The organism is Streptomyces sp. 840.1 (assembly GCF_003751445.1).
Lineage (GTDB): Bacteria > Actinomycetota > Actinomycetes > Streptomycetales > Streptomycetaceae > Streptomyces.
Window position 1 is genome coordinate 1034308 of the sequence record NZ_RJUU01000001.1, and the last position, 19593, is coordinate 1053900.

The 19593-nt window shown below is 71.5% G+C and carries 21 protein-coding genes and 1 pseudogene; 14 read left to right on the plus strand and 8 right to left on the minus strand.

The features are described from left to right. The 3 genes from EDD93_RS04600 to EDD93_RS04610 all read left to right on the plus strand — a co-directional run bounded on the left by EDD93_RS04600 (position 1) and on the right by EDD93_RS04610 (position 3097). On the plus strand, positions 1 to 438 hold the full coding sequence (locus tag EDD93_RS04600; RefSeq protein WP_024490113.1) for a gamma-glutamylcyclotransferase: 438 nt from the start codon (positions 1 to 3) through the stop codon (positions 436 to 438). Positions 439 to 541: 103 nt separating this feature from the next. Then, a complete protein-coding gene (locus tag EDD93_RS04605; protein ID WP_123523957.1) occupies positions 542 to 1366 on the plus strand; it encodes a purine-nucleoside phosphorylase in 825 nt (274 codons plus the stop codon). A gap of 87 nt (positions 1367 to 1453) precedes the next feature. Beyond that, entirely contained in the window at positions 1454 to 3097 is a 1644-nt protein-coding gene (locus tag EDD93_RS04610; RefSeq protein ID WP_123523958.1) for a phospho-sugar mutase, read from the plus strand. Positions 3098 to 3157: 60 nt separating this feature from the next. Here EDD93_RS04610 and EDD93_RS04615 read toward each other — a convergent pair whose 3' ends face one another. Further along, entirely contained in the window at positions 3158 to 4570 is a 1413-nt protein-coding gene (locus EDD93_RS04615) for an aminopeptidase P family protein (RefSeq protein ID WP_123527581.1), read from the minus strand. Between the two features lie 191 nt (positions 4571 to 4761). On the opposite strand from EDD93_RS04615, the gene EDD93_RS04620 reads away from it, so the two are divergent. Continuing rightward, the gene (locus EDD93_RS04620; protein WP_185092210.1) at positions 4762 to 5745 is read left to right on the plus strand and encodes a LuxR family transcriptional regulator; all 984 of its coding nucleotides are present in this window, start codon (positions 4762 to 4764) and stop codon (positions 5743 to 5745) included. A gap of 49 nt (positions 5746 to 5794) precedes the next feature. On the opposite strand, the gene EDD93_RS04625 is transcribed toward EDD93_RS04620, so the two are convergent. After that, a complete protein-coding gene (locus EDD93_RS04625; protein ID WP_398902877.1) occupies positions 5795 to 6304 on the minus strand; it encodes a PIN domain-containing protein in 510 nt (169 codons plus the stop codon). 50 nt (positions 6305 to 6354) lie between these two features. Further along, positions 6355 to 6684 (minus strand): helix-turn-helix domain-containing protein, encoded by a 330-nt coding sequence (locus tag EDD93_RS04630; RefSeq protein WP_260255622.1) that lies wholly within the window; start codon positions 6682 to 6684, stop codon positions 6355 to 6357. Between the two features lie 271 nt (positions 6685 to 6955). Between EDD93_RS04630 and EDD93_RS04635 the strand changes: the two are divergent. After that, positions 6956 to 7539 (plus strand): annotated as a pseudogene (locus EDD93_RS04635) (nucleotidyltransferase family protein); the annotation flags it as partial. 47 nt (positions 7540 to 7586) lie between these two features. Here EDD93_RS04635 and EDD93_RS04640 read toward each other — a convergent pair. Further along, positions 7587 to 8225, minus strand: a complete 639-nt coding sequence (locus EDD93_RS04640) for a PH domain-containing protein (protein ID WP_123523962.1) — start codon at positions 8223 to 8225, stop codon at positions 7587 to 7589. 146 nt (positions 8226 to 8371) lie between these two features. Between EDD93_RS04640 and deoC the strand changes: the two genes are divergently transcribed. Genes deoC through EDD93_RS04655 form a run of 3 tightly spaced genes read left to right on the plus strand, consistent with a single transcriptional unit; the run spans position 8372 to position 11674 of the window. Next, positions 8372 to 9319: a deoxyribose-phosphate aldolase gene (gene deoC / locus EDD93_RS04645; RefSeq protein ID WP_123527582.1), complete on the plus strand. Its 948-nt coding sequence runs from the start codon at positions 8372 to 8374 to the stop codon at positions 9317 to 9319. Positions 9320 to 9324: 5 nt separating this feature from the next. Then, positions 9325 to 10788 carry an aldehyde dehydrogenase family protein gene (locus EDD93_RS04650; RefSeq protein WP_123523963.1) on the plus strand — a complete coding sequence of 488 codons (1464 nt, stop codon included), beginning with the start codon at positions 9325 to 9327 and terminating at the stop codon, positions 10786 to 10788. After that, on the plus strand, positions 10781 to 11674 hold the full coding sequence (locus tag EDD93_RS04655) for an aldehyde dehydrogenase family protein (protein ID WP_123523964.1): 894 nt from the start codon (positions 10781 to 10783) through the stop codon (positions 11672 to 11674). Before EDD93_RS04650 ends, EDD93_RS04655 begins: the two co-directional genes overlap by 8 nt. Positions 11675 to 11739: 65 nt before the next feature. Here EDD93_RS04655 and EDD93_RS04660 read toward each other — a convergent pair whose 3' ends face one another. Continuing rightward, entirely contained in the window at positions 11740 to 12165 is a 426-nt protein-coding gene (locus EDD93_RS04660) for a hypothetical protein (protein WP_123523965.1), read from the minus strand. Positions 12166 to 12240: 75 nt separating this feature from the next. Between EDD93_RS04660 and EDD93_RS04665 the strand changes: the two genes are divergently transcribed. Next, on the plus strand, positions 12241 to 12960 hold the full coding sequence (locus EDD93_RS04665) for a uridine kinase (protein ID WP_123523966.1): 720 nt from the start codon (positions 12241 to 12243) through the stop codon (positions 12958 to 12960). 151 nt (positions 12961 to 13111) lie between these two features. On the opposite strand, the gene EDD93_RS04670 is transcribed toward EDD93_RS04665, so the two are convergent. Continuing rightward, a complete protein-coding gene (locus tag EDD93_RS04670; RefSeq protein WP_123523967.1) occupies positions 13112 to 13873 on the minus strand; it encodes a SigE family RNA polymerase sigma factor in 762 nt (253 codons plus the stop codon). 192 nt (positions 13874 to 14065) lie between these two features. Between EDD93_RS04670 and afsQ1 the strand changes: the two genes are divergently transcribed. The 5 genes from afsQ1 (at position 14066) to EDD93_RS04695 (ending at position 17879) form a co-directional block, all read left to right on the plus strand. After that, positions 14066 to 14743 (plus strand): two-component system response regulator AfsQ1, encoded by a 678-nt coding sequence (afsQ1, locus tag EDD93_RS04675; RefSeq protein WP_026171255.1) that lies wholly within the window; start codon positions 14066 to 14068, stop codon positions 14741 to 14743. Further along, entirely contained in the window at positions 14740 to 16278 is a 1539-nt protein-coding gene (locus EDD93_RS04680) for a HAMP domain-containing sensor histidine kinase (protein WP_123523968.1), read from the plus strand. Before afsQ1 ends, EDD93_RS04680 begins: the two co-directional genes overlap by 4 nt. Next, positions 16275 to 16892, plus strand: a complete 618-nt coding sequence (locus EDD93_RS04685; RefSeq protein ID WP_123523969.1) for a hypothetical protein — start codon at positions 16275 to 16277, stop codon at positions 16890 to 16892. The genes EDD93_RS04680 and EDD93_RS04685 overlap by 4 nt, the downstream gene beginning before the upstream one ends. Before the next feature lie 142 nt (positions 16893 to 17034). After that, positions 17035 to 17583 (plus strand): VanZ family protein, encoded by a 549-nt coding sequence (locus EDD93_RS04690; protein WP_123527583.1) that lies wholly within the window; start codon positions 17035 to 17037, stop codon positions 17581 to 17583. 92 nt (positions 17584 to 17675) lie between these two features. Then, on the plus strand, positions 17676 to 17879 hold the full coding sequence (locus tag EDD93_RS04695) for a PspC domain-containing protein (protein WP_123523970.1): 204 nt from the start codon (positions 17676 to 17678) through the stop codon (positions 17877 to 17879). Positions 17880 to 17968: 89 nt separating this feature from the next. Here EDD93_RS04695 and EDD93_RS04700 read toward each other — a convergent pair whose 3' ends face one another. Both EDD93_RS04700 and EDD93_RS04705 read right to left on the minus strand, forming a co-directional pair. Next, positions 17969 to 18283 carry a hypothetical protein gene (locus EDD93_RS04700; protein WP_123523971.1) on the minus strand — a complete coding sequence of 105 codons (315 nt, stop codon included), beginning with the start codon at positions 18281 to 18283 and terminating at the stop codon, positions 17969 to 17971. Between the two features lie 135 nt (positions 18284 to 18418). Then, the gene (locus tag EDD93_RS04705; protein WP_123523972.1) at positions 18419 to 19573 is read right to left on the minus strand and encodes an adenosine deaminase; all 1155 of its coding nucleotides are present in this window, start codon (positions 19571 to 19573) and stop codon (positions 18419 to 18421) included. Positions 19574 to 19593 lie beyond the last annotated feature (20 nt).

Consider the following 19593-nt stretch of genomic DNA (forward strand, 5'->3'; position numbering starts at 1 on the left):
ATGTCGCTCTACGCCGCATACGCCGGCAACCTCGACGCGCGGCTGATGACGCGCCGCGCACCGCACTCGCCGCTGCGCGGAACCGGCTGGCTGAACGGCTGGCGGCTGACCTTCGGCGGGGAGCAGATGGGCTGGGAGGGCGCGCTGGCCACGGTGGTCGAGGCGCCGCGCTCGCAGGTCTTCGTCGCCCTGTACGACCTGGCCCCGATGGACGAGGACTCCATGGACCGCTGGGAGGGCGTCGGCCTGGACATCTACCGGCGGATGCGGGTGCGGGTGCACACCCTGGACGGCGAGGAGCCGGCCTGGATGTACGTGCTGAACGGCTACGAGGGCGGGCTGCCCTCCGCCCGCTACCTCGGCGAGATCGCGGACGCCGCCGACTCGGCGGGCGCCCCGCACGACTACGTGATGGAACTCCGCAAGCGCCCCTGCTGACCCCCGCCGGCCGGGCCTTCTGTGCGAAAGCACGAACGGAAGCCCCGAGTCTCTGTACGGGAACATCTACGCGCGTAGGGAATCAGCGGTTACGCTCATCCGCGTGAACGCATCAGTTATTCCGGACCACATCCAGGGCGACCCGCGCGCCGCCGCCGCCGACGCCGCCGCCCGCCTGCGCGAGCTGACCGGTGCCGAGACCCACGACGTCGCACTCGTGATGGGCTCCGGCTGGGCACCCGCGGGCGATGCGCTCGGCATCCCGGAGGCCGAGTTCCCGGTGACCGCACTGCCGGGCTTTCCCGCCCCCGCCGTCCAGGGGCACGGCGGCACCATCCGCTCGTACCTGATCGGCGAGAAGCGCGCCCTGGTCTTCCTGGGCCGCACGCACTTCTACGAGGGCCGCGGCGTCGCCGCCGTGGCGCACGGGGTGCGCACCGCCGTCGCGGCGGGCTGCGGGACCGTCGTCCTGACGAACGGCTGCGGCGGGCTGCGCGAGGGCATGCGCCCCGGGCAGCCGGTCCTGATCAGCGACCACATCAACCTCACGGCGGCGTCGCCGATCATCGGCGCCAACTTCGTCGACCTGACCGACCTGTACTCGCCGCGGCTGCGCGCGCTGTGCAAGGAGGTCGACGAGACCCTCGAAGAGGGCGTGTACGTGCAGTTCCCCGGCCCGCACTACGAGACGCCGGCCGAGATCAACATGGTCCGTGCGATGGGCGGCGACCTGGTCGGCATGTCCACCGTCCTGGAGGCCATCGCGGCCCGGGAGGCCGGGGCCGAGGTCCTGGGCATCTCCCTGGTGACGAACCTGGCCGCCGGGCTCAGCGGGGAGCCGCTGAACCACGCGGAGGTACTCCAGGCGGGCCGCGACTCCGCGACCCGGATGGGCTCGCTGCTGGCGCGCCTGCTGGACCGCATCTGAGCGGCTGCCCCTCCCCGGCCCCCGGGCCCCCGCCCCCCGACAGCCGGAGGGGCTCGTTGCGCCCCACCCCCCGAAAGGCGGACCACCGTGACCACGCAGGACCTCATCGCGCGGGCCAGGACCTGGCTCGACGAGGACCCCGACCCCGAGACCCGCGAGGAGCTGGCCAAGCTCATCGAGACCGAGGACCTCGACGAGCTCGCCGGCCGCTTCGCCGGCACCCTCCAGTTCGGCACCGCGGGCCTGCGCGGTGAGCTGGGCGCCGGCCCGATGCGGATGAACCGCGCCGTCGTCATCCGCGCCGCCGCCGGGCTCGCCGCCTACCTGAAGGACCAGGGGCAGGCGGGCGGCCTCGTCGTCATCGGCTACGACGCCCGCTACAAGTCCACCGACTTCGCCCGCGACACCGCCGCTGTGATGACCGGCGCCGGACTGCGGGCTGCGGTGCTCCCCCGCCCGCTCCCCACCCCCGTACTCGCCTACGCCATAAGGCACCTGGGCGCCGTCGCGGGTGTGGAGGTGACCGCGAGCCACAATCCGCCCCGCGACAACGGCTACAAGGTCTACCTCGGCGACGGCTCACAGATCGTCCCCCCGGCGGACGGGGAGATCGCCGCCGCGATCGCTGCCGTCGGCCCGCTGGACACCGTGCCCCGCCCCGACGACGGCTGGGAGACCCTGGGCGAGGAGGTGCTGGATGCCTATCTGGCGCGTACGGACGCGGTCCTGGCCGCAGGCTCGCCCCGTACCGCCCGCGTCGTCTACACGGCCATGCACGGCGTCGGCACCTCGGTGCTCACCGCGGCCTTCGACCGGGCGGGCTTCCCCGCCCCGGTCCTCGTCGCCGAACAGGCGGAGCCGGACCCCGCGTTCCCCACCGTCGCCTTCCCCAACCCGGAAGAGCCCGGCGCGATGGATCTCGCCTTCGCCACCGCGCGCCGCTCGGACCCCGACCTGGTGATCGCCAACGACCCGGACGCCGACCGCTGCGCCGTCGCCGTCCCGGACCCGGCGGCCGAGGGCGGCTGGCGGATGCTGCGCGGCGACGAGGTCGGCGCGCTGCTCGCCGCGCACCTCGTCGGACGCGGTGTCACCGGTGTCTTCGCCGAGTCGATCGTCTCCTCGTCCCTGCTCGGCCGGATCGCCGGGAAGGCGGGCCTCGGCTACGAGGAGACGCTGACCGGCTTCAAGTGGATCGCCCGGGTGGACGGTCTGCGCTACGGCTACGAGGAGGCGCTCGGCTACTGCGTCGACCCGGACGGGGTCCGCGACAAGGACGGCATCACCGCCGCGCTGCTCGTCGCCGAACTCGCCTCCGTACTCAAGGAGCGGGGCCGCACCCTGCTCGACCTGCTGGACGACCTCGCGGTCGAGCACGGGCTGCACGCGACGGACCAGCTGTCGGTGCGGGTCGAGGACCTGTCCCTCATCGCGGACGCCATGCGCCGGCTGCGCGAGCAGCCGCCGGCCGCACTCGCGGGCCTCGCCGTCACCTCGGCCGAGGACCTGTCGAACGGCACCGAACTGCTGCCGCCCACCGACGGGCTCCGCTACCGGCTGGAGGGCGCCCGGGTGATCGTCCGCCCGAGCGGCACCGAGCCCAAGCTCAAGTGCTACCTGGAGGTCGTGGTGCCGGTCGCCTCGGCCGACGGGCTGCACACGGCCCGCGCACGGGGCACGGAACTGCTCGAAGGCATCAAGCGGGACCTGGCGGCCGCCGCCGGGATCTGAGCCGGGAGGGGCGGCGGGAAGTCTCCCGCCGCCCCTCTGCGCTGTGTCCGTGCGCCCCGCTCAGCCGGCGAAGCGGGCCATCCACGCCTCGACGTCGCCGGCCGACCTCGGCAGGCCGCCGGACAGGTTCTCGTGGCCGTCCTCGGTGACGACCAGGTCGTCCTCGATCCGGACGCCGATGCCGCGCCACTCCTCGGGGACGGTGAGGTCGTCCGGCTGGAAGTACAGGCCGGGCTCGACGGTGAGCACCATGCCCGGCTCCAGCACGCCGTCGACGTACGCCTCGTTCCGGGCGTGCGCGCAGTCGTGGACGTCCAGGCCGAGCATGTGCCCGGTGCCCGCCATGGTGAAGCGGCGCTGGAGGCCGAGTTCGTACGCGCGCTCGGCCGGGCCCTCGATGAAGCCCCACTCGACCAGCCGGGCCGCGAGGTGGCGCTGGGACGCCTCGTGGAAGTCCCGGTAGGCGGCCCCCGGCTTCACGGCGGCCATGCCCGCCTCCTGGGCCTCGTACACCGCGTCGTACACCTTGCGCTGCAGGGGGGTGAAGGTGCCGTTGATCGGGAGCGTGCGCGTGACGTCGGCGGTGTAGAGGGTGTGGGTCTCCACGCCCGCGTCGAGCAGGAGCAGGTCGCCGGGGCGTACGGGGCCGTCGTTGTCGGTCCAGTGCATGATCGTGGCGTGCTCGCCGGCCGCGCAGATCGAGCCGTAGCCGACGGCGTTGCCCTCCAGGCGGGCGCGGCGGAAGAAGGTGCCCTCGATCCACCGCTCGGACGAGGCGACGGCGCGGGAGAGCTCACCGATGACGTCGGTGAATCCGCGCACGGTGGAGTCGACGGCCTTGCGGAGCTCGGTGATCTCCCAGGCGTCCTTGACGAGGCGGAGGTCGCTGAGCGCCTCCTCCAGTTCGGCGTCGCGCTCCTCGTCGGTGGTGACGGCGTCTTCCAGGGACGGGTCGATGCCCCGGACGATCCGGGTCGGCGCGCCGGTGGCCGCGGCCAGGGTGTCGGCGGCCGTGCGGACGTCGCGGCAGGGCAGGCCCAGTACCCGCTCCGACTCCGCGAGCGAGCGGCGCCGGCCCATCCACAGCTCCGCCGTGGGACCGGTCCAGAACTCGTCGTTGTCCCGGCTGTCGCGGGGCAGCTGGAAGCAGTAGGCGTCGTGGCCGCCGTCCGCGCGGGGTTCGAGGACGAGGGCGCCGTCCCGGGCCAGGTCGCCGGCCATGTGCGCGTAGCCGGTGTAGGGCCGGAACGCGTAGCCGTCGTCGTTGGAGCGGACCTTGAGGTTCCCCGAGGGGATCACGAGGCGCTCGCCCGGGAAGCGCGCGGAGAGCGCGGCGCGGCGGACGGCGGCGTGCGGGGCCTGCTCGCCGAGCTGGAGGTCGTGCCGCTCGGTGTCCGCCCAGCCCGTCCGCATCAGGGCGGACAGTTCCTCGGAGATCCCTGTGTAGAGACGGTTCTTCCGGCCTTTCGCCACGTCGTGCACCCTCTTCCGGTGGTTTCCTCGGCGGCGAGGGACGTGCCGGCCCGGTGCGGCCGGGCCGCCCTCGCTGCCGCCGGTCGTCGGCGGCATCCGGACGCTATCGCCCACCGATGGCCCCCGGGGCCAAGGAGTGCCACTGGCACGGATCGGCCATGCGCCGGCCGGGCCCGTTGGACAATGGGGGCATGACGAACGAGAAGCTCGGTGCGGCTCTGCGGCTCCTCGGGCTCGGTCACCCGGCGGCCGAGGTCTATCTCGCGCTCCTGGGCCTGGCCCCCGCGCCCCTGGCCGCCGTCGGCGAGGCGGCCGGCCTGGCGGGCCCGGAGCTCGACGCGGCGTACGGCGCGCTGGTCGACGCCGGTCTGGCCAGCGCCGCCGGGGAGGACGGGGACGTGGTGGCCCCGGTGCCGCCGGCCGCGGGCCTGGAGATCCTCGCCCGGCGCCGGGCGAGCGAGGTCGAGGCGTCGCGCATCGCCGTCGGGGGCGCGTTCGACTCGTTCCGGCGTCAGCGGCTGGCGGCGTACAACGACCACCTCGTCGAGGTCGTCACCGGCGACGCCGTCGGCCCCAGGATCCGCCGGGCCTGGGCGAGCGCCCGCGAGCAGATCCGCCAGTTCGAGTCACCGCCGTACTTCCCGCTGCCCGCCGCCACGGACGACGCGCTGGCCACCCTGGCGCGCGGTGTCACACAGCGCGTCGTGTACTCGCGGGAGTCACTGGAGCACCCGGGCCATCTGAAGGACGTCATCGAACCGTGCGTCAACGCCGGTGAACAGGCCAGGGTGCTGCCGTCCGTGCCGGTCAAGCTCGTGATCATCGACGACGCGTACGCGCTCGTGTCGCTGTCGATCAAGGAGGCCGATGTGCACAACACCATGCTGGTCGTGCAGCCGTGCGGACTGCTCTCCGCGCTCATCGCCCTGTTCGAGCAGTCCTGGCGCAACGCCCTCCCCTTCCACGGCTCCACCGCCCGCCCCGGCGGCCTCCCGCCCGCCGACCGCCGCCTCCTGTGGCTCCTGGCGGGCGGCGCGAGCGATGAGGCCGTCACCCGCGAACTGGGCATCAGCCGCCGCACGCTGTTCCGCCGCATCCAGGTCCTGATGGCCCGCCTGGGCGCCGCCAACCGCTTCCAGCTGGCCCTGCAGGCCCAGCGCAACGGCTGGCTGTGAGGGGCGGGTCCAGTCCGCCGCGACGCTGCACGGGGATTCTGGACAGGCCCTAAATACCTGCTCGCAATTCGGCGGCCGACTTCACCAGCCCGTCGCGTTCCAGACGCTCCAGGACATCGCCAGGCACTCCAGGGGGATTGCGCCAGCTGTCCGCGATCTGCTGGATACACGCGAAAACCCGGCCACGGTCGAGGTCCAACTGTGCCCGCACGAAATCGTCCGGATGAATCGCGTCAATGCCCCACGGCGCCAGCGCCTCCGCCGGAAAATCCTTGAGATTCCGCGTGACGATCAGCTGAGCACCGGCCCTGACAGCTGCCGCGAGGACATGACGATCGTCGGGGTCCGGAACCTCACACACCGGCTCCAGTCTCTCGAAATCCACCACCAGCCAGTCCCGAACAGCACGCTTCATGAGGACACGCGTGCGGTCCAACTTCTCCGTCCGAAGGTCCGGGCGGTTCTTGGCGAGGTTGTCGAAGACCTCGTCAAGGATCCGCTCACTCCACTTGGCCTGCACGAGTCCCGCCGCACCTATCCGAATCAGGAGATCACGCAAGGTGCTGGGATACAGGACACACGCGTCGACACAACCGTGAACGGCATCGGTCAGATCAGTCCCATGTCCTGGTTGAGCGCCGTCAGTTCGTCGGCGGCCTGCCTGCGCCGACGGTCATCGGCGCGCTGATACGCCGCGAGGGAGTGGGCCTTGATCCTCCGGTGCGTCCCGACCTTACGGAACTCGATCTCTCCCGCTTCCAGGAGACCGATCAGGAAAGGGCGCGACACATTGAGCATGTCCGCCGCCTGCTGCGTGGTCAGTTCGGCGTGATCGGGCACGATCGACACTGCCCGCCCAGCCGCCATGTGCCCGAGGATCGTGGCGAACATCTCGAACGCCTCGCGCGGGATCTCCACCGTGTCGGCCTCGATGAGCACCGGAATGTCATCGCTCACGCCACTGTGCCGGGACAGTGCGTCACGCACGGCGTCGACTGCCCTCCCTGCGGATTCAACGCTCTCACGGCGGGGCTCCTGAGCACTGGAAACCTTTATGGACATATCTCTCAGCTCCTCGCGTCACACCCGAATGCGAGTATCCGAAATATTCGAAGCAAACGCAACATCTGAATCGCGTGTGGCGCGCAGCGAACGGGGGCCGTCTTCGGTCCCCCCGCTACGCACCCCATCCCCGCGGTACGCATGGGCGATGACCGGCCGGCCGGCTCTGGACGAACAGCGCGTGGCGCTCAAGTCCGCGCTCTCCCGTATCGACGTCCTGTTGGAGGTTGCCGGGGCGGGCCGCGGGGCTGGGGCTGCCCGGCTGGTACCTGACCGCAGGGTGCCTCTTCCAAGCCGTGTGGAACGCCGTCACCTACCGGGCTCCCACACACGGGATCAAGGACTACGACGTCTTCTACTTCGACGACGGCGACCTGTCGTGGGAGGTCGAGGACGCCGCGATCCGGGCGGGCCGAGAGGCGTTCGCCGGTCTTGCCGCCGAGGTCGAGATCCGGAACGAGGCGCGGGTCCATCTCTGGTACGCGGAGAAGTTCGGCGTCCCGCACACCTCGGCCGAGTCGGCCATCGACTGCTTCGCCGCCACCACCTGCTGCCCAGGGCCTGTCCGGCGGCAGCCGGCGGGTCTACGCGCCGCACGGGCTGTCCGACGTGTTCAACCTCGTCGTGCGCCCGAATCCGGTGCTCGCTCCGCAGGAGGTGTACGAGACGAAGAGCGCCCGCCGGCGGCAGGCGTGGCCCGAGCTGACCGTGCTCGACTGGCCGGCAGCAGGGCCGCCCCTCACCGTGACCGGCGGGTCACCCCGGCCCGAAGCGTCCGCTCAGCCCGTCGCGCCCAGCACCACCAGGAGCACCGCGCCCACGGCTGCCGGTGCGATGACCTCGTACGCCCAGCGCACCGAGGCGACGACGTCGCCCGCCACGGGCTTGTCGCCCGCGCGTTCGGCCAGTTCGCGCAGGTCCACCACGGTCTGGTCGGCGCCCGCGGTCAGTGCCTTGGTGGCGCGGACGTCGGCGGTCACCGATGTCCGGCCGTACGGGTCGTCCGTCGCCTGGCGGGACTGGAGGCGGGCGGCCTTCTTGCGCCGGCGCAGGGAGACCGGGACCGCCCAGAGCTGGTACTTCGTGCCGGCCTGCGTGAACAGCTCGCTGGAGTAGCCCGCGCGCACGTTCGCCACGTCGGTCCACGGCAGCGTGATCGTGCGGAACGGGTTGCGGATCCGGATGCGCCGGTCGTTGGCGAACACCACCGGGCGCACGGTGAAGGCGATCACCAGGGGGACCACGGTCAGCAGCCCGGCCAGTGCCAGCCACGGCACCCGGCCCTCGCCCCGGATCGCGGCGTCCAGGCCGATCCAGAGGATGAGCAGGAGCAGCAGGGCGCCCCCGACCAGCCCGGCGGGCGACCGGAAGGTCCGGTCGGCGTAAGTGGGCTCGGCGGGTGGCGTGGGGCTCGTCATGAGCCCGATTCTGCCTGACAGGCGCAAGGGATGCGGGGGCGGCTTCCCGACCGCCGGGGGCACGGCGCCGCGGAGCCGGGCGATACGCGAACGGCATGGGCCCCTGTACAGGCCGCTACGCGCGTAGATATGCTCATCTGGTGACCATGCCCACCACTGCACCTTCATTCGTCGACGCGACGGCGTCCGACAGTGCGCTGCGCCGCTTCCTGCACGGGCTGCCCGGCGTCGACGCCGTCGGCCTCGAAGCGCGCGCCGCCTCGCTCGGAACCCGTTCGATCAAGACGACGGCCAAGGCGTACGCCATCGACCTCGCCATTTCGATGATCGACCTGACGACGCTGGAAGGCGCGGACACCCCGGGCAAGGTCCGGGCGCTCGCCGCCAAGGCCGTCAATCCCGATCCCACCGACCGCACGTCGCCGCGCACCGCCGCCGTCTGCGTCTATCCCGACATGGCGGCGACCGCGGTCGCCGCCCTGGCCGGCTCCGGCGTGAAGGTGGCGTCCGTCGCGACGGCCTTCCCGGCCGGCCGTGCCGCGCTCGACGTGAAGCTCGCGGACGTCCGCGACGCGGTGGCCGCCGGGGCCGACGAGATCGACATGGTGATCGACCGGGGCGCCTTCCTCTCCGGCCGCTATCTGAAGGTCTACGAGGAGATCCTCGCCGTGAAGGCGGAGTGCGGCTCGGCCCGGCTGAAGGTGATCTTCGAGACCGGCGAGCTGTCCACGTACGACAACATCCGGCGGGCCTCCTGGCTCGGGATGCTGGCGGGCGCGGACTTCATCAAGACGTCGACCGGCAAGGTCGGGGTCAACGCCACCCCCGCGAACACCCTGCTGATGCTGGAGGCGGTGCGTGACTTCCGGGCGCAGACCGGCGTCCAGATCGGCGTGAAGCCGGCCGGCGGCATCCGCACCTCCAAGGACGCGGTCAAGTTCCTGGTTCTGGTGAACGAGACGGCGGGCGAGGACTGGCTGGACAACCACTGGTTCCGCTTCGGCGCCTCCAGCCTGCTGAACGACCTGCTGATGCAGCGCCAGAAGCTCAGCACCGGCCGTTACTCCGGCCCCGATTACGTGACGGTGGACTGATACCCATGGCATCCGCATTCGAGTACGCACCCGCCCCCGAGTCGCGCTCCGTCGTCGACATCGCGCCCTCGTACGGCCTGTTCATCGACGGTGAGTTCACCGAGGCCGCCGACGGCAAGGTCTTCAAGACCGTCTCGCCGAGCAGCGAGGAAGTCCTCTCCGAGGTCGCACGGGCCGGCGCCGAGGACGTGGACCGGGCCGTGAAGGCCGCCCGTCGCGCGTTCGAGAAGTGGTCGGCGCTGCCCGGCTCCGAGCGCGCCAAGTACCTGTTCCGGATCGCCCGGATCATCCAGGAGCGCTCCCGCGAGCTCGCCGTCCTGGAGACCCTGGACAACGGCAAGCCGATCAAGGAGACCCGCGACGCGGACCTCCCGCTGGTCGCCGCGCACTTCTTCTACTACGCGGGCTGGGCCGACAAGCTGGAGCACGCGGGGTTCGGCCGAAGGACGACAGACGGGAACGCCGGCGCGAACCCGCGTCCGCTCGGTGTGGCCGGCCAGATCATCCCGTGGAACTTCCCGCTCCTGATGCTCGCGTGGAAGATCGCGCCAGCACTCGCCACCGGCAACACGGTGGTCCTGAAGCCCGCCGAGACGACCCCGCTCTCCGCGCTCTTCTTCGCGGACATCTGCCGCCAGGCCGGGCTGCCCAAGGGCGTCGTCAACATCCTCACGGGCTACGGGGACGCCGGACAGGCCCTCGTCGAGCACGGGGACGTCAACAAGATCGCCTTCACCGGCTCGACCGCCGTGGGCAAGGCGATCGCCCGCAGCCTCGCGGGCACGGACAAGAAGGCCACCCTGGAGCTGGGCGGCAAGGGCGCCAACATCGTCTTCGACGACGCGCCGATCGACCAGGCCGTCGAGGGAATCGTCACCGGCATCTTCTTCAACCAGGGCCAGGTCTGCTGCGCGGGCTCGCGGCTCCTCGTCCAGGAGTCCGTCCAGGACGAGGTGCTGGACGCCCTCAAGCGCCGGCTGACCACGCTGCGCCTGGGCGACCCGCTGGACAAGAACACCGACATCGGCGCGATCAACTCCGCGGAGCAGCTCGCCCGGATCACCTCGCTCGTCGAGACCGGCGAGGCCGAGGGCGCCGAGCGCTGGTCCGCCCCCTGCGAACTCCCGTCCTCGGGGTACTGGTTCGCGCCGACGCTGTTCACGGGCGTCACCCAGGCGCACACCGTCGCCCGCGACGAGATCTTCGGCCCGGTGCTCTCCGTCCTGTCCTTCCGTACGCCGGACGAGGCGGTCGCCAAGGCCAACAACAGCCAGTACGGCCTGTCGGCCGGCATCTGGACGGAGAAGGGCTCCCGCATCCTCGCGGTGGCCAACAAGCTCCGGGCGGGCGTCGTCTGGGCCAACACGTTCAACAAGTTCGACCCGACCTCGCCGTTCGGCGGCTACAAGGAGTCGGGCTTCGGCCGCGAGGGCGGCCGACACGGTCTGGAGGCCTATCTCGATGTCTGACCAGCGACTGAGTGTCTTCAAGACCTACAAGCTGTACGTCGGGGGCAAGTTCCCCCGCTCCGAGAGCGGCCGGGTGTACGAGGTGTCGGACTCCAAGGGCAAGTGGCTGGCCAACGCGCCCCAGTCCTCCCGCAAGGACGCCCGCGACGCGGTCGTCGCCGCCCGCAAGGCCTTCGGCGGCTGGTCGGGCGCGACCGCGTACAACCGGGGCCAGGTCCTCTACCGCGTCGCGGAGATGCTGGAGGGCCGCCGCGAGCAGTTCGTCCGCGAGGTGGCGGAGGCCGAGGGGCTGTCGAAGTCCAAGGCCTCGGCCGTCGTGGACTCGGCGGTGGACCGCTGGGTCTGGTACGCGGGCTGGACCGACAAGATCGCCCAGGTCGTGGGCGGGGCGAACCCGGTCGCGGGGCCGTTCTTCAACCTCTCGACGCCGGAGCCGACCGGTGTGGTCACGGTGCTGGCCCCGCAGGAGTCCTCGTTCCTTGGCCTGGTCTCGGTGGTGGCCCCGGTGATCGCGACCGGCAACACCGCGGTCGTCATCGCCTCGGCCGACGCCCCGCTGCCCGCCCTGTCGCTGGGCGAGGTGCTGGCCACCTCGGACCTGCCGGGCGGGGTCGTCAACATCCTGTCCGGGAAGACCGCGGAGCTCGCCGCGCCGCTCGCCTCGCACCAGGACGTGAACGGCATCGACCTCACGGGGGCGGACGCGGATCTGGCGAAGGAGCTGGAGATCGCGGCGGCCGACAACCTGAAGCGCGTCGCCCGCCCGCCCCTGCCGGGCACCGACTGGTCGGCCGACCCGGGCACGCACCGGCTCACCGCGTTCCTGGAGACCAAGACGGTCTGGCACCCGACGGGCGCGCTGGGCGTGTCGGGCTCCTCGTACTGACGCACTGATGCACACACGGGAGTGGCCCGTGCCCCGGACTCCCCGGGGCACGGGCCACCGCCGGGTCAGCTGTGCAGCAGCCCCGTGACCTGCCCCACCACGGGCAGGTCCTTCAGCGCGCCGCCGCTGGTCAGCGGGTCGGTGACCAGGGCCGTGGAGACCGGCTTGAAGTCGGCGATCTGCGTCCCCACCGCGTTGTCCAGCGGGTCCGTGCCGGTGCCGGCCAGCGGGTCGAGCCGCAGGTGCGTGACGGGCGCGATGCTGTTGTCCAGCGCGGGGCCGAGCGCCCCGGTCAACGCCCCGCCCGCGGCGTCCGTGGCCGCACCCAGGCCGCTGCTGCCGCTGTCGCTGCCGGCCACCGGTGCGGCGGGCAGCGGCGCCGCCTGGGCCGCCGCGCCCCCCGCGCCGAGTGCGGCTCCCACCGCGGTGACGGTCAGCCCCGCCCGCAGCAGAGCGCGGCGCGGGGACTTGGAAAGTGCGTGACGAGCCATGGATTTCCCACCTGATCGGGCCGATCGAACCATCGATCGAGTAATCGTCTGGGTGCACAGCGTAGTTGAGGTGTGATGCTCGATACCAACAAGACCTCCGGGGGGTCCCCTGTGCGGGTCAATGCCTCACACTCATGTCCTGTGAGTTCCCATGCGCATTCGACCCGCGTCGTCCTCCTGGCGGGCCCCTCCGGCTCCGGCAAGTCCTCCCTCGCCGCTCTCACCGGTCTTCCGGTGCTGCGGCTGGACGACTTCTACAAGGAGGCCGACGACCCCACGCTGCCGCTCGTCCCCGACAGCACGGACATCGACTGGGACTCCGCACGGTCCTGGGACGCCGACGCGGCGGTCGCCGCGATCACCGCGCTGTGCCGCACCGGCCGCACCGACGTACCGCTGTACGACATCGCCACCAGCTCCCGGACCGGGCACGAGGTGCTCCACATCGAGCGCACCCCGCTCTTCGTGGCCGAGGGCATCTTCGCCGCCGACATCGTCGAGCGGTGCCGCTCACTGGGGGTGCTCGCGGACGCCCTGTGCCTGCGGGGCCGCCCGACGACGACGTTCCGCCGCCGGCTGCTGCGGGATCTGCGCGAGGGCCGCAAGTCGGTGCCGTTCCTGCTGCGTCGGGGCTGGCGGCTGATGCGCTCCGAGCGGCGCATCGTGGCGCGCCAGGCCGAACTGGGGGCGTACCCCTGCGGCAAGGAAGAGGCGCTGGGGCGGCTCGCCGCGGCCGCCGCGGGCCAGTGCCGGGCACGAGCGGTGCGCGGGGCGGTGGGGGGCCGCTCGTCCTGAACGGCCCCCCACACGCACGCGCCGACGGGGCCGGACAGGACCCCCCGGCCCGTCCGACCCCGTCGGCGTTCTCCCCCGTGCGCCGCCGCCTCCCCCGAAGCGACGACCCCGTTTCCCCCCGTATCCCCGTTCCCCGTATCCCCCCGTTGCCTCAGGCCACCAGCTCGCCGAAGGACTCCTCCTCGTCACGGCCGAAGCTGAGGACCTCGTCCTCACGCAGCCGGCGGAGCGACCGCCAGATGCTGGACTTCACCGTGCCGACACTGATGTCGAGGATGGCCGCGATCTCCGGGTCCGTACGGCCCTCGTAGTAGCGCAGGACCAGCATCGTGCGCTGGAGCTCCGGCAGTCGCGCCAGCGCCTGCCAGAGCACGGCACGCAGCTCGGTACCGCGCATCGCGTCCGTGTCGCCCGCCGTCTCCGGCAGCTCCTCGGTCGGGTATTCGTTCAGCTTGCGCCTGCGCCAGGCGCTGATGTGCAGATTCGTCATGGTGCGGCGCAGATAGCCGCCGACCGCCGCCTTGTCACTGATCCGGTCCCACGCCCGGTACGTCGAGAAGAGGGCGCTCTGCAGCAGGTCCTCGGCCTCGAACCGGTCGCCGGTCAGGTGATAGGCGGTGGCGTACAGGGAGGCGCGGCGTTCCCTGACGTAGGCCGTGAACACCGCTTCGGCGTCCTCGTCCCGCGCCGGGGCCTGCCGCTCCCCCGTGGCCTCCCCGTACGTGCTTCCCCCGTTGCTCCCGCCCGTTGGGGCGGGTGCGTCCACAACCGTCATGTACGACGGGTGCTGACGCCCAGCGCCGCGAACGCACCCCCGCCCGTTCAATGCGGCGCCGGACTTCTCTGCGGTCCGCCCGACGTCGTGGAGACGCGTGACAACTGCGCTTGCGGTGATGCTGTGAGTTGCGTTCATCTCGCGCCCCCCGTCGGTGGAGTCCGTCCGTTCCTTGTGACAACGAGCTTGCCGGGGCAGTTTCATGGCGCTGTCCCCCGACTGTCACAGGCCTGTCACAGGGCCCTGTGAGGACACGATCAAGGGGTGCCCGACGCATAAGAGGGGACCAACTGTCGAACTAGGGCTCCCCCATGGGTCAGAATGACCAGCGTGCCTTTCCTGTTGCTGATCGAGGACGACGACGCCATCCGCACGGCCCTCGAACTCTCGCTGTCACGCCAGGGCCACCGTGTGGCCACCGCGGCGACGGGAGAGGACGGCCTCAACCTGCTGCGAGAACAGCGGCCCGACCTGGTCGTGCTGGATGTGATGCTGCCCGGAATCGATGGATTCGAGGTGTGCCGGCGCATCCGGCGCACCGACCAGTTGCCGATCATCCTGCTGACCGCGCGCAGCGACGACATCGACGTCGTGGTCGGGCTGGAGTCCGGTGCCGACGACTATGTGGTGAAACCCGTGCAGGGCCGGGTGCTCGACGCCCGGATCCGCGCGGTGCTGCGCCGGGGCGAGCGCGAGTCCACGGACTCCGCGACGTTCGGGAACGTGGTGATCGACCGGTCCGCCATGACCGTCACCAAGAACGGGGAGGATCTCCAGCTCACGCCGACCGAGCTGCGCCTCCTGCTCGAACTGAGCCGCCGCCCCGGCCAGGCCCTGTCCCGGCAGCAGTTGCTGCGCCTGGTCTGGGAGCACGACTACCTCGGTGACTCCCGGCTGGTGGACGCCTGCGTCCAGCGGCTGCGCGCGAAGGTGGAGGACGTGCCGTCCTCGCCGACCCTGATCCGTACCGTGCGGGGCGTGGGATACCGGCTGGACTCTCCGCAGTGAGCACGGCTGTGCGGCGGGGCCTGCGCGCCGGGCTCCGCTGGACCAGCCTGCGGTTGCGGCTCGTCGTCGTGTTCGCGCTGGTGGCGCTGACCGCCGCGGTATCCGCCTCCGGGATCGCGTACTGGCTGAACCGCGAGGCGGTGCTGACCCGTACCCAGGACTCGGCGCTCGGGGACTTCCGCCAGGAGATGCAGAACCGGGCGGCCTCGCTGCCGCCCCGCCCCACCAAGGACGACCTGGAGCACGCCGCCGCGCAGATGGCGAGCAGCAGCCCCGGTTACAGCGTGCTGCTGATCGACGAGCGCGATCCCGGCAAGCCGATCGTCGGCAACTCCGACGTGGACACCTTCACCCGGGACAACGTGCCGGAGTCGCTGCGGAAGCAGGTCGCCAAGAAGCAGCCGGTGAAGGCGGGCAACAAGTACCAGTACCACGTGTTCTGGCAGCGGACCTCGATCCGCGGCACCCCGTATCTCGTCGGCGGTACGAAGATCATCGGCGGTGGCCCGACCGGGTACATGCTCAAGTCCCTCGACCAGGAACGGCAGGACCTGAACTCCCTCGCCTGGTCGCTGGGGATCGCCACCGCGCTCGCGCTCGTCGGCTCCGCGCTGCTCGCGCAGGCCGCGGCGACGACCGTGCTGCGTCCGGTCCAGCGGCTCGGTGACGCCGCCCGCAAGCTGGGCGAGGGCAAGCTGGACACCCGCCTGGTGGTGTCCGGGACCGATGAACTGGCCGATCTGTCAAGGACGTTCAACAGGACGGCGAGTTCGCTGGAGAAGAAGGTCGCGGACATGACCGCGCGGGAGGAGTCCAGCCGCCGCTTCGTCGCCGACATGTCGCACGAGCTGCGCACCCCGCTCACCGCGATCACGGCGGTGGCCGAGGTGCTGGAGGACGAGGCCGACAGCCTCGACCCGATGATCGCGCCGGCCGTGCACCTGGTGGTCAGCGAGACCCGGCGGCTCAACGACCTGGTGGAGAACCTGATGGAGGTCACCCGCTTCGACGCGGGCACCGCCCGTCTCGTCCTGGACACCGTGGACGTGGCCGACCAGGTGACGGCCTGCATAGACGTGCGGGCCTGGCTGGACGCGGTGGATCTGGACGCCGAGCGCGGCATGATGGTCCGCCTCGATCCGCGCCGGCTCGACGTGATCCTGGCGAACCTGATCGGCAACGCGCTGAAGCACGGCGGCTCCCCGGTCCGGGTCACGGTCCGCACGGAGGGCGACGAGCTGGTCATCCAGGTCCGCGACCACGGCCCCGGCATCCCCGAGGACGTACTGCCCCACGTCTTCGACCGCTTCTACAAGGCCAGCGCGTCCCGGCCGCGCTCCGAGGGCAGCGGACTCGGGCTGTCGATCGCCATGGAGAACGCGCACATCCACGGCGGTGACATCACCGCCGCGAACTCGCCGGACGGCGACGGCGCCGTGTTCGTACTGCGCCTGCCGCGCGACGCGGAGGCGCTGAGCCGCAGCGCCGACGGACATGACGCGGAGATCCCGGACCAGGAGGACGACGCGACGTGATACGCAGCGAAGGCCGGGGCCGACGCCTCGCCGCGGCGGTGGCCGGGGCCGTGCTGTGCGCGGCGCTGGCCGCGGGCTGCGGGATCAGGACGACCTCGGTGCCGGTCGACGCCGGGCCCGCGCCGTCCCGGGTGCCGTGCGAGACGCCCTCGCCGGACAGCACCGCCCAGCCGAGCCAGAGCATCGGCGCCGAGGTCTATCTCGTCTGCAACTCGCAGCTGGTCACGGTCGACCGCACGGTCGAGGTCCAGGAGGCGAAGGCCGGCCGGCTCACGCTGGCGGTCGCCCTCCTGAACGAGCTGCGCAAGGAGCCGCCGGCGCCCGAGCGGCAGGCGGGCTTCACCACGGACGTCCCCGCCACGCTGCGGGTCAGCGGCCCCCGCACGGGCGACCCGAAGGGTGCGCTGCGGCTCAGCGAGCAGCCGGAGGACCTGACGCCCGAGGCGCTGGCCCAGATCGTCTGCACGTACACGGAGAGCGATCCGCTCGTCCAGGACGGCACGGTGCTGCTCGGCGGCCCGGGGGCGTACGCGGCGCGCGGCTATCTGTGCACCGCCGAGACGAAGGCCAGCCCCAAGGCGGTCCCGACGCTGGGCGCGGTCCGGCTGTCGTGAGCGTGGTCCACCTGTTCTGAGGCCGGTCGGGCTGCCCCGAGCAGGCAGTCGGCCGCCTCGTACCGTGCTCCGGCGCGGGGGTGAGGCAGGTCTCCCCCGGGGGAGCGGAACCGATCCTGCCGCTGCCCGCGTCTTGGGAATCGTGCGTCAAGGTTCGGGCGGCCAAGCCGTCATCCGCTTCCGCGCGGCCGGAGTGTCACTCCTCCTCGCGCATCTGCTGCTCGTCGGGTGGCTGACTCTTCGCCCGCTGGACGTGCCGTGGATGACCGCCGCCAACTTCTCACCGTTCGCCGGCATCAGGGCCGATCTGACCCTGGGCCCGGCCGCCGCCGCCCACCGGATCGGCAAGGAGCTCCTGCTGCTCGCGCCGCTGGGCGTGCTGCTGCCGATGGCCGGCGGCCGGCTCTCCGTCTCGCCGTGGGCCTCGCTCGCCCGTACCGTCACGGCCGGGGCGCTGATCTCGCTGGGCATCGAGTTGGGCCAGACCGGGGTGCCGGGTCAGGTCGTCGACGTCGACTCGCTGATCCTGAACACGGTCGGTGTGGCACTCGCCCACGCACTGTTCGTCCCCGCGTGCCGGGCGCGGCTGCGCCGTCGCACCCGGGGCGGCGTCAGGGTGCTGCCCCCGGCCGGCCGCGAGGTCCCTCAGGGGTCGACCCCGACGATTTCCGGGGTCGGCATCGCCCCGTAGAGCGATGCCCCGGCCCTGCCGTCCGAGCCATCCTGGATACATCGGAGGGCGATCCGCCGCTCCCCGGGAAACGGTTCGCGAAGGAGCTCACCATGGCCGCACTTGCCCGCCCCCGTGACGGACGCATGATCGGCGGAGTGTGCGCGGCGCTGGCCCGGCGCTTCGGCACCTCCGCGGGAACCATGCGCGTCATCTTCCTCGTCTCGTGCCTGCTGCCCGGCCCGCAGTTCCTGCTCTACCTGGCGCTGTGGGTGCTGCTCCCCGAGGAGCGGTCCTCGTCCGCCGGCGCCTGGTAGCCGGGCCGCGCCGCCGTCCTTGCCGTACACATGCCTGTGGGCGGGCACCCCGGAAGGGTGTCCGCCCACAGGCATGTGCCGTACGGGTGTCAGCGGCCGAGCGGCAGGCCGTTGGCGGTCAGGCCGCCGGTCTTGAGGCTACCGGTGGGGAGACCGCCGAGCAGGCCCTTGGCGGGGGTGGTGACGTCCTTGACGACCTTGGTCTGGCTGGTGCCGAGGAGGTCCGTCGCGGCGTCCTGGACCGGCAGGGCCGAGGTGGCGTTCGCCAGCGCGCCGGCGACGGGCAGGGCGCCCGTCGCGGAGTCGAGCGGCAGTGCGGAGGCCGACGCGGTACCGGCGGCGGCAGCGGCGAACGCGGCACCGACGACGGCAACGCCGAGAGTCCTGACAGCAGACTGCTTCATGTGAATTTCATCCTTGGGGAAGGGGATGTGAGCGGCTCTGCAACGTAGCCAGCTCCGGGCCCCTCCCGCAAACACCGCGAACACGCGAAAACGGCCGGGAATTGCCTTCCCGGCCGTCTGTCGCGGTGTGCCCGTTCAGCCTGCGACCGAGGTGGAAACGCTGGTCGCAGCGGTCTGCTCGAAGAGCCATTCGGACTTCAGCTCGGCGTATCCGGGCTTGATGACGTCATTGATCATCGCCAGACGTTCATCGAAAGGAATGAATGCTGATTTCATCGCATTGACTGTGAACCACTGCATGTCGTCGAGCGCGTATCCGAATGTCTCGATCAGCTTCTCGAATTCCTGACTCATGCTCGTACCACTCATGAGCCTGTTGTCCGTATTCACGGTGGCCCTGAAGTGCAGCTTGCGCAGCAGCCCGATCGGGTGCTCGGCGTACGAGGCGGCGGCACCGGTCTGCAGGTTGGAGGTCGGGCAGAGCTCCAGCGGGATGCGCTTGTCCCGTACGTAGGAGGCGAGGCGCCCCAGCTTCACACTGCCGTCCTCGGCGACCTCGATGTCGTCGATGATGCGGACGCCGTGACCGAGCCGGTCGGCGCCGCACCACTGGATGGCCTGCCAGATCGACGGGAGTCCGAAGGCCTCGCCCGCGTGGATGGTGAAGTGGTTGTTCTCGCGCTTGAGGTACTCGAAGGCGTCGAGGTGCCGGGTGGGCGGGAAGCCGGCCTCGGCGCCCGCGATGTCGAAGCCGACGACGCCCTGTTCCCGGTAGCGGTTGGCGAGTTCGGCGATCTCCAGCGAACGGGCGGCGTGCCGCATCGCGGTGAGCAGGGCGCCCACCCGGATCCGGTTGCCGTCGCGGCGGGCGCGTGCCTCGCCCTCCCGGAAGCCGGCGTTGACCGCCTCGACGACCTCTTCGAGGGTCAGCCCCGCTTCGAGGTGCTGCTCGGGGGCGTAGCGGATCTCGGCGTACACGACCCCGTCGGCCGCCAGGTCCTCGGCGCACTCGGCGGCGACCCGGACGAGCGCGTCACGGGTCTGCATGACGGCGCAGGTGTGGGCGAACGTCTCCAGGTACCGCTCCAGCGAACCGGAGTCGGCGGCTTCCCGGAACCAGATGCCGAGCTTGTCGGGCTCGCTCTCCGGGAGTCCTTCGTAACCGGTCGCCGCGGCGAGGTCGACGATCGTCCCGGGGCGCAGCCCGCCGTCGAGGTGGTCGTGGAGAAGGACCTTGGGCGCACGCCGGATCTGATCCTGGCCGGGCACATTGAGGGTCGGGCTCATCATCCACGCACTCTAGCGCCTAC

Coding starts and splice junctions, on each gene's coding strand:
- EDD93_RS04650 (WP_123523963.1), top strand. CDS start 9,325: ATGGCATCCGCATTCGAGTACGCACCCGCCCCCGAGTCGCGCTCCGTC.
- EDD93_RS04620 (WP_185092210.1), top strand. CDS start 4,762: ATGACGAACGAGAAGCTCGGTGCGGCTCTGCGGCTCCTCGGGCTCGGT.
- deoC (WP_123527582.1), top strand. CDS start 8,372: ATGCCCACCACTGCACCTTCATTCGTCGACGCGACGGCGTCCGACAGT.
- EDD93_RS04655 (WP_123523964.1), top strand. CDS start 10,781: ATGTCTGACCAGCGACTGAGTGTCTTCAAGACCTACAAGCTGTACGTC.
- EDD93_RS04600 (WP_024490113.1), top strand. CDS start 1: ATGTCGCTCTACGCCGCATACGCCGGCAACCTCGACGCGCGGCTGATG.
- EDD93_RS04640 (WP_123523962.1), bottom strand. CDS start 8,225: ATGACGAGCCCCACGCCACCCGCCGAGCCCACTTACGCCGACCGGACC.
- EDD93_RS04665 (WP_123523966.1), top strand. CDS start 12,241: ATGCTCGATACCAACAAGACCTCCGGGGGGTCCCCTGTGCGGGTCAAT.
- EDD93_RS04660 (WP_123523965.1), bottom strand. CDS start 12,165: ATGGCTCGTCACGCACTTTCCAAGTCCCCGCGCCGCGCTCTGCTGCGG.
- EDD93_RS04705 (WP_123523972.1), bottom strand. CDS start 19,573: ATGATGAGCCCGACCCTCAATGTGCCCGGCCAGGATCAGATCCGGCGT.
- EDD93_RS04695 (WP_123523970.1), top strand. CDS start 17,676: ATGGCCGCACTTGCCCGCCCCCGTGACGGACGCATGATCGGCGGAGTG.
- EDD93_RS04700 (WP_123523971.1), bottom strand. CDS start 18,283: ATGAAGCAGTCTGCTGTCAGGACTCTCGGCGTTGCCGTCGTCGGTGCC.
- EDD93_RS04670 (WP_123523967.1), bottom strand. CDS start 13,873: ATGAACGCAACTCACAGCATCACCGCAAGCGCAGTTGTCACGCGTCTC.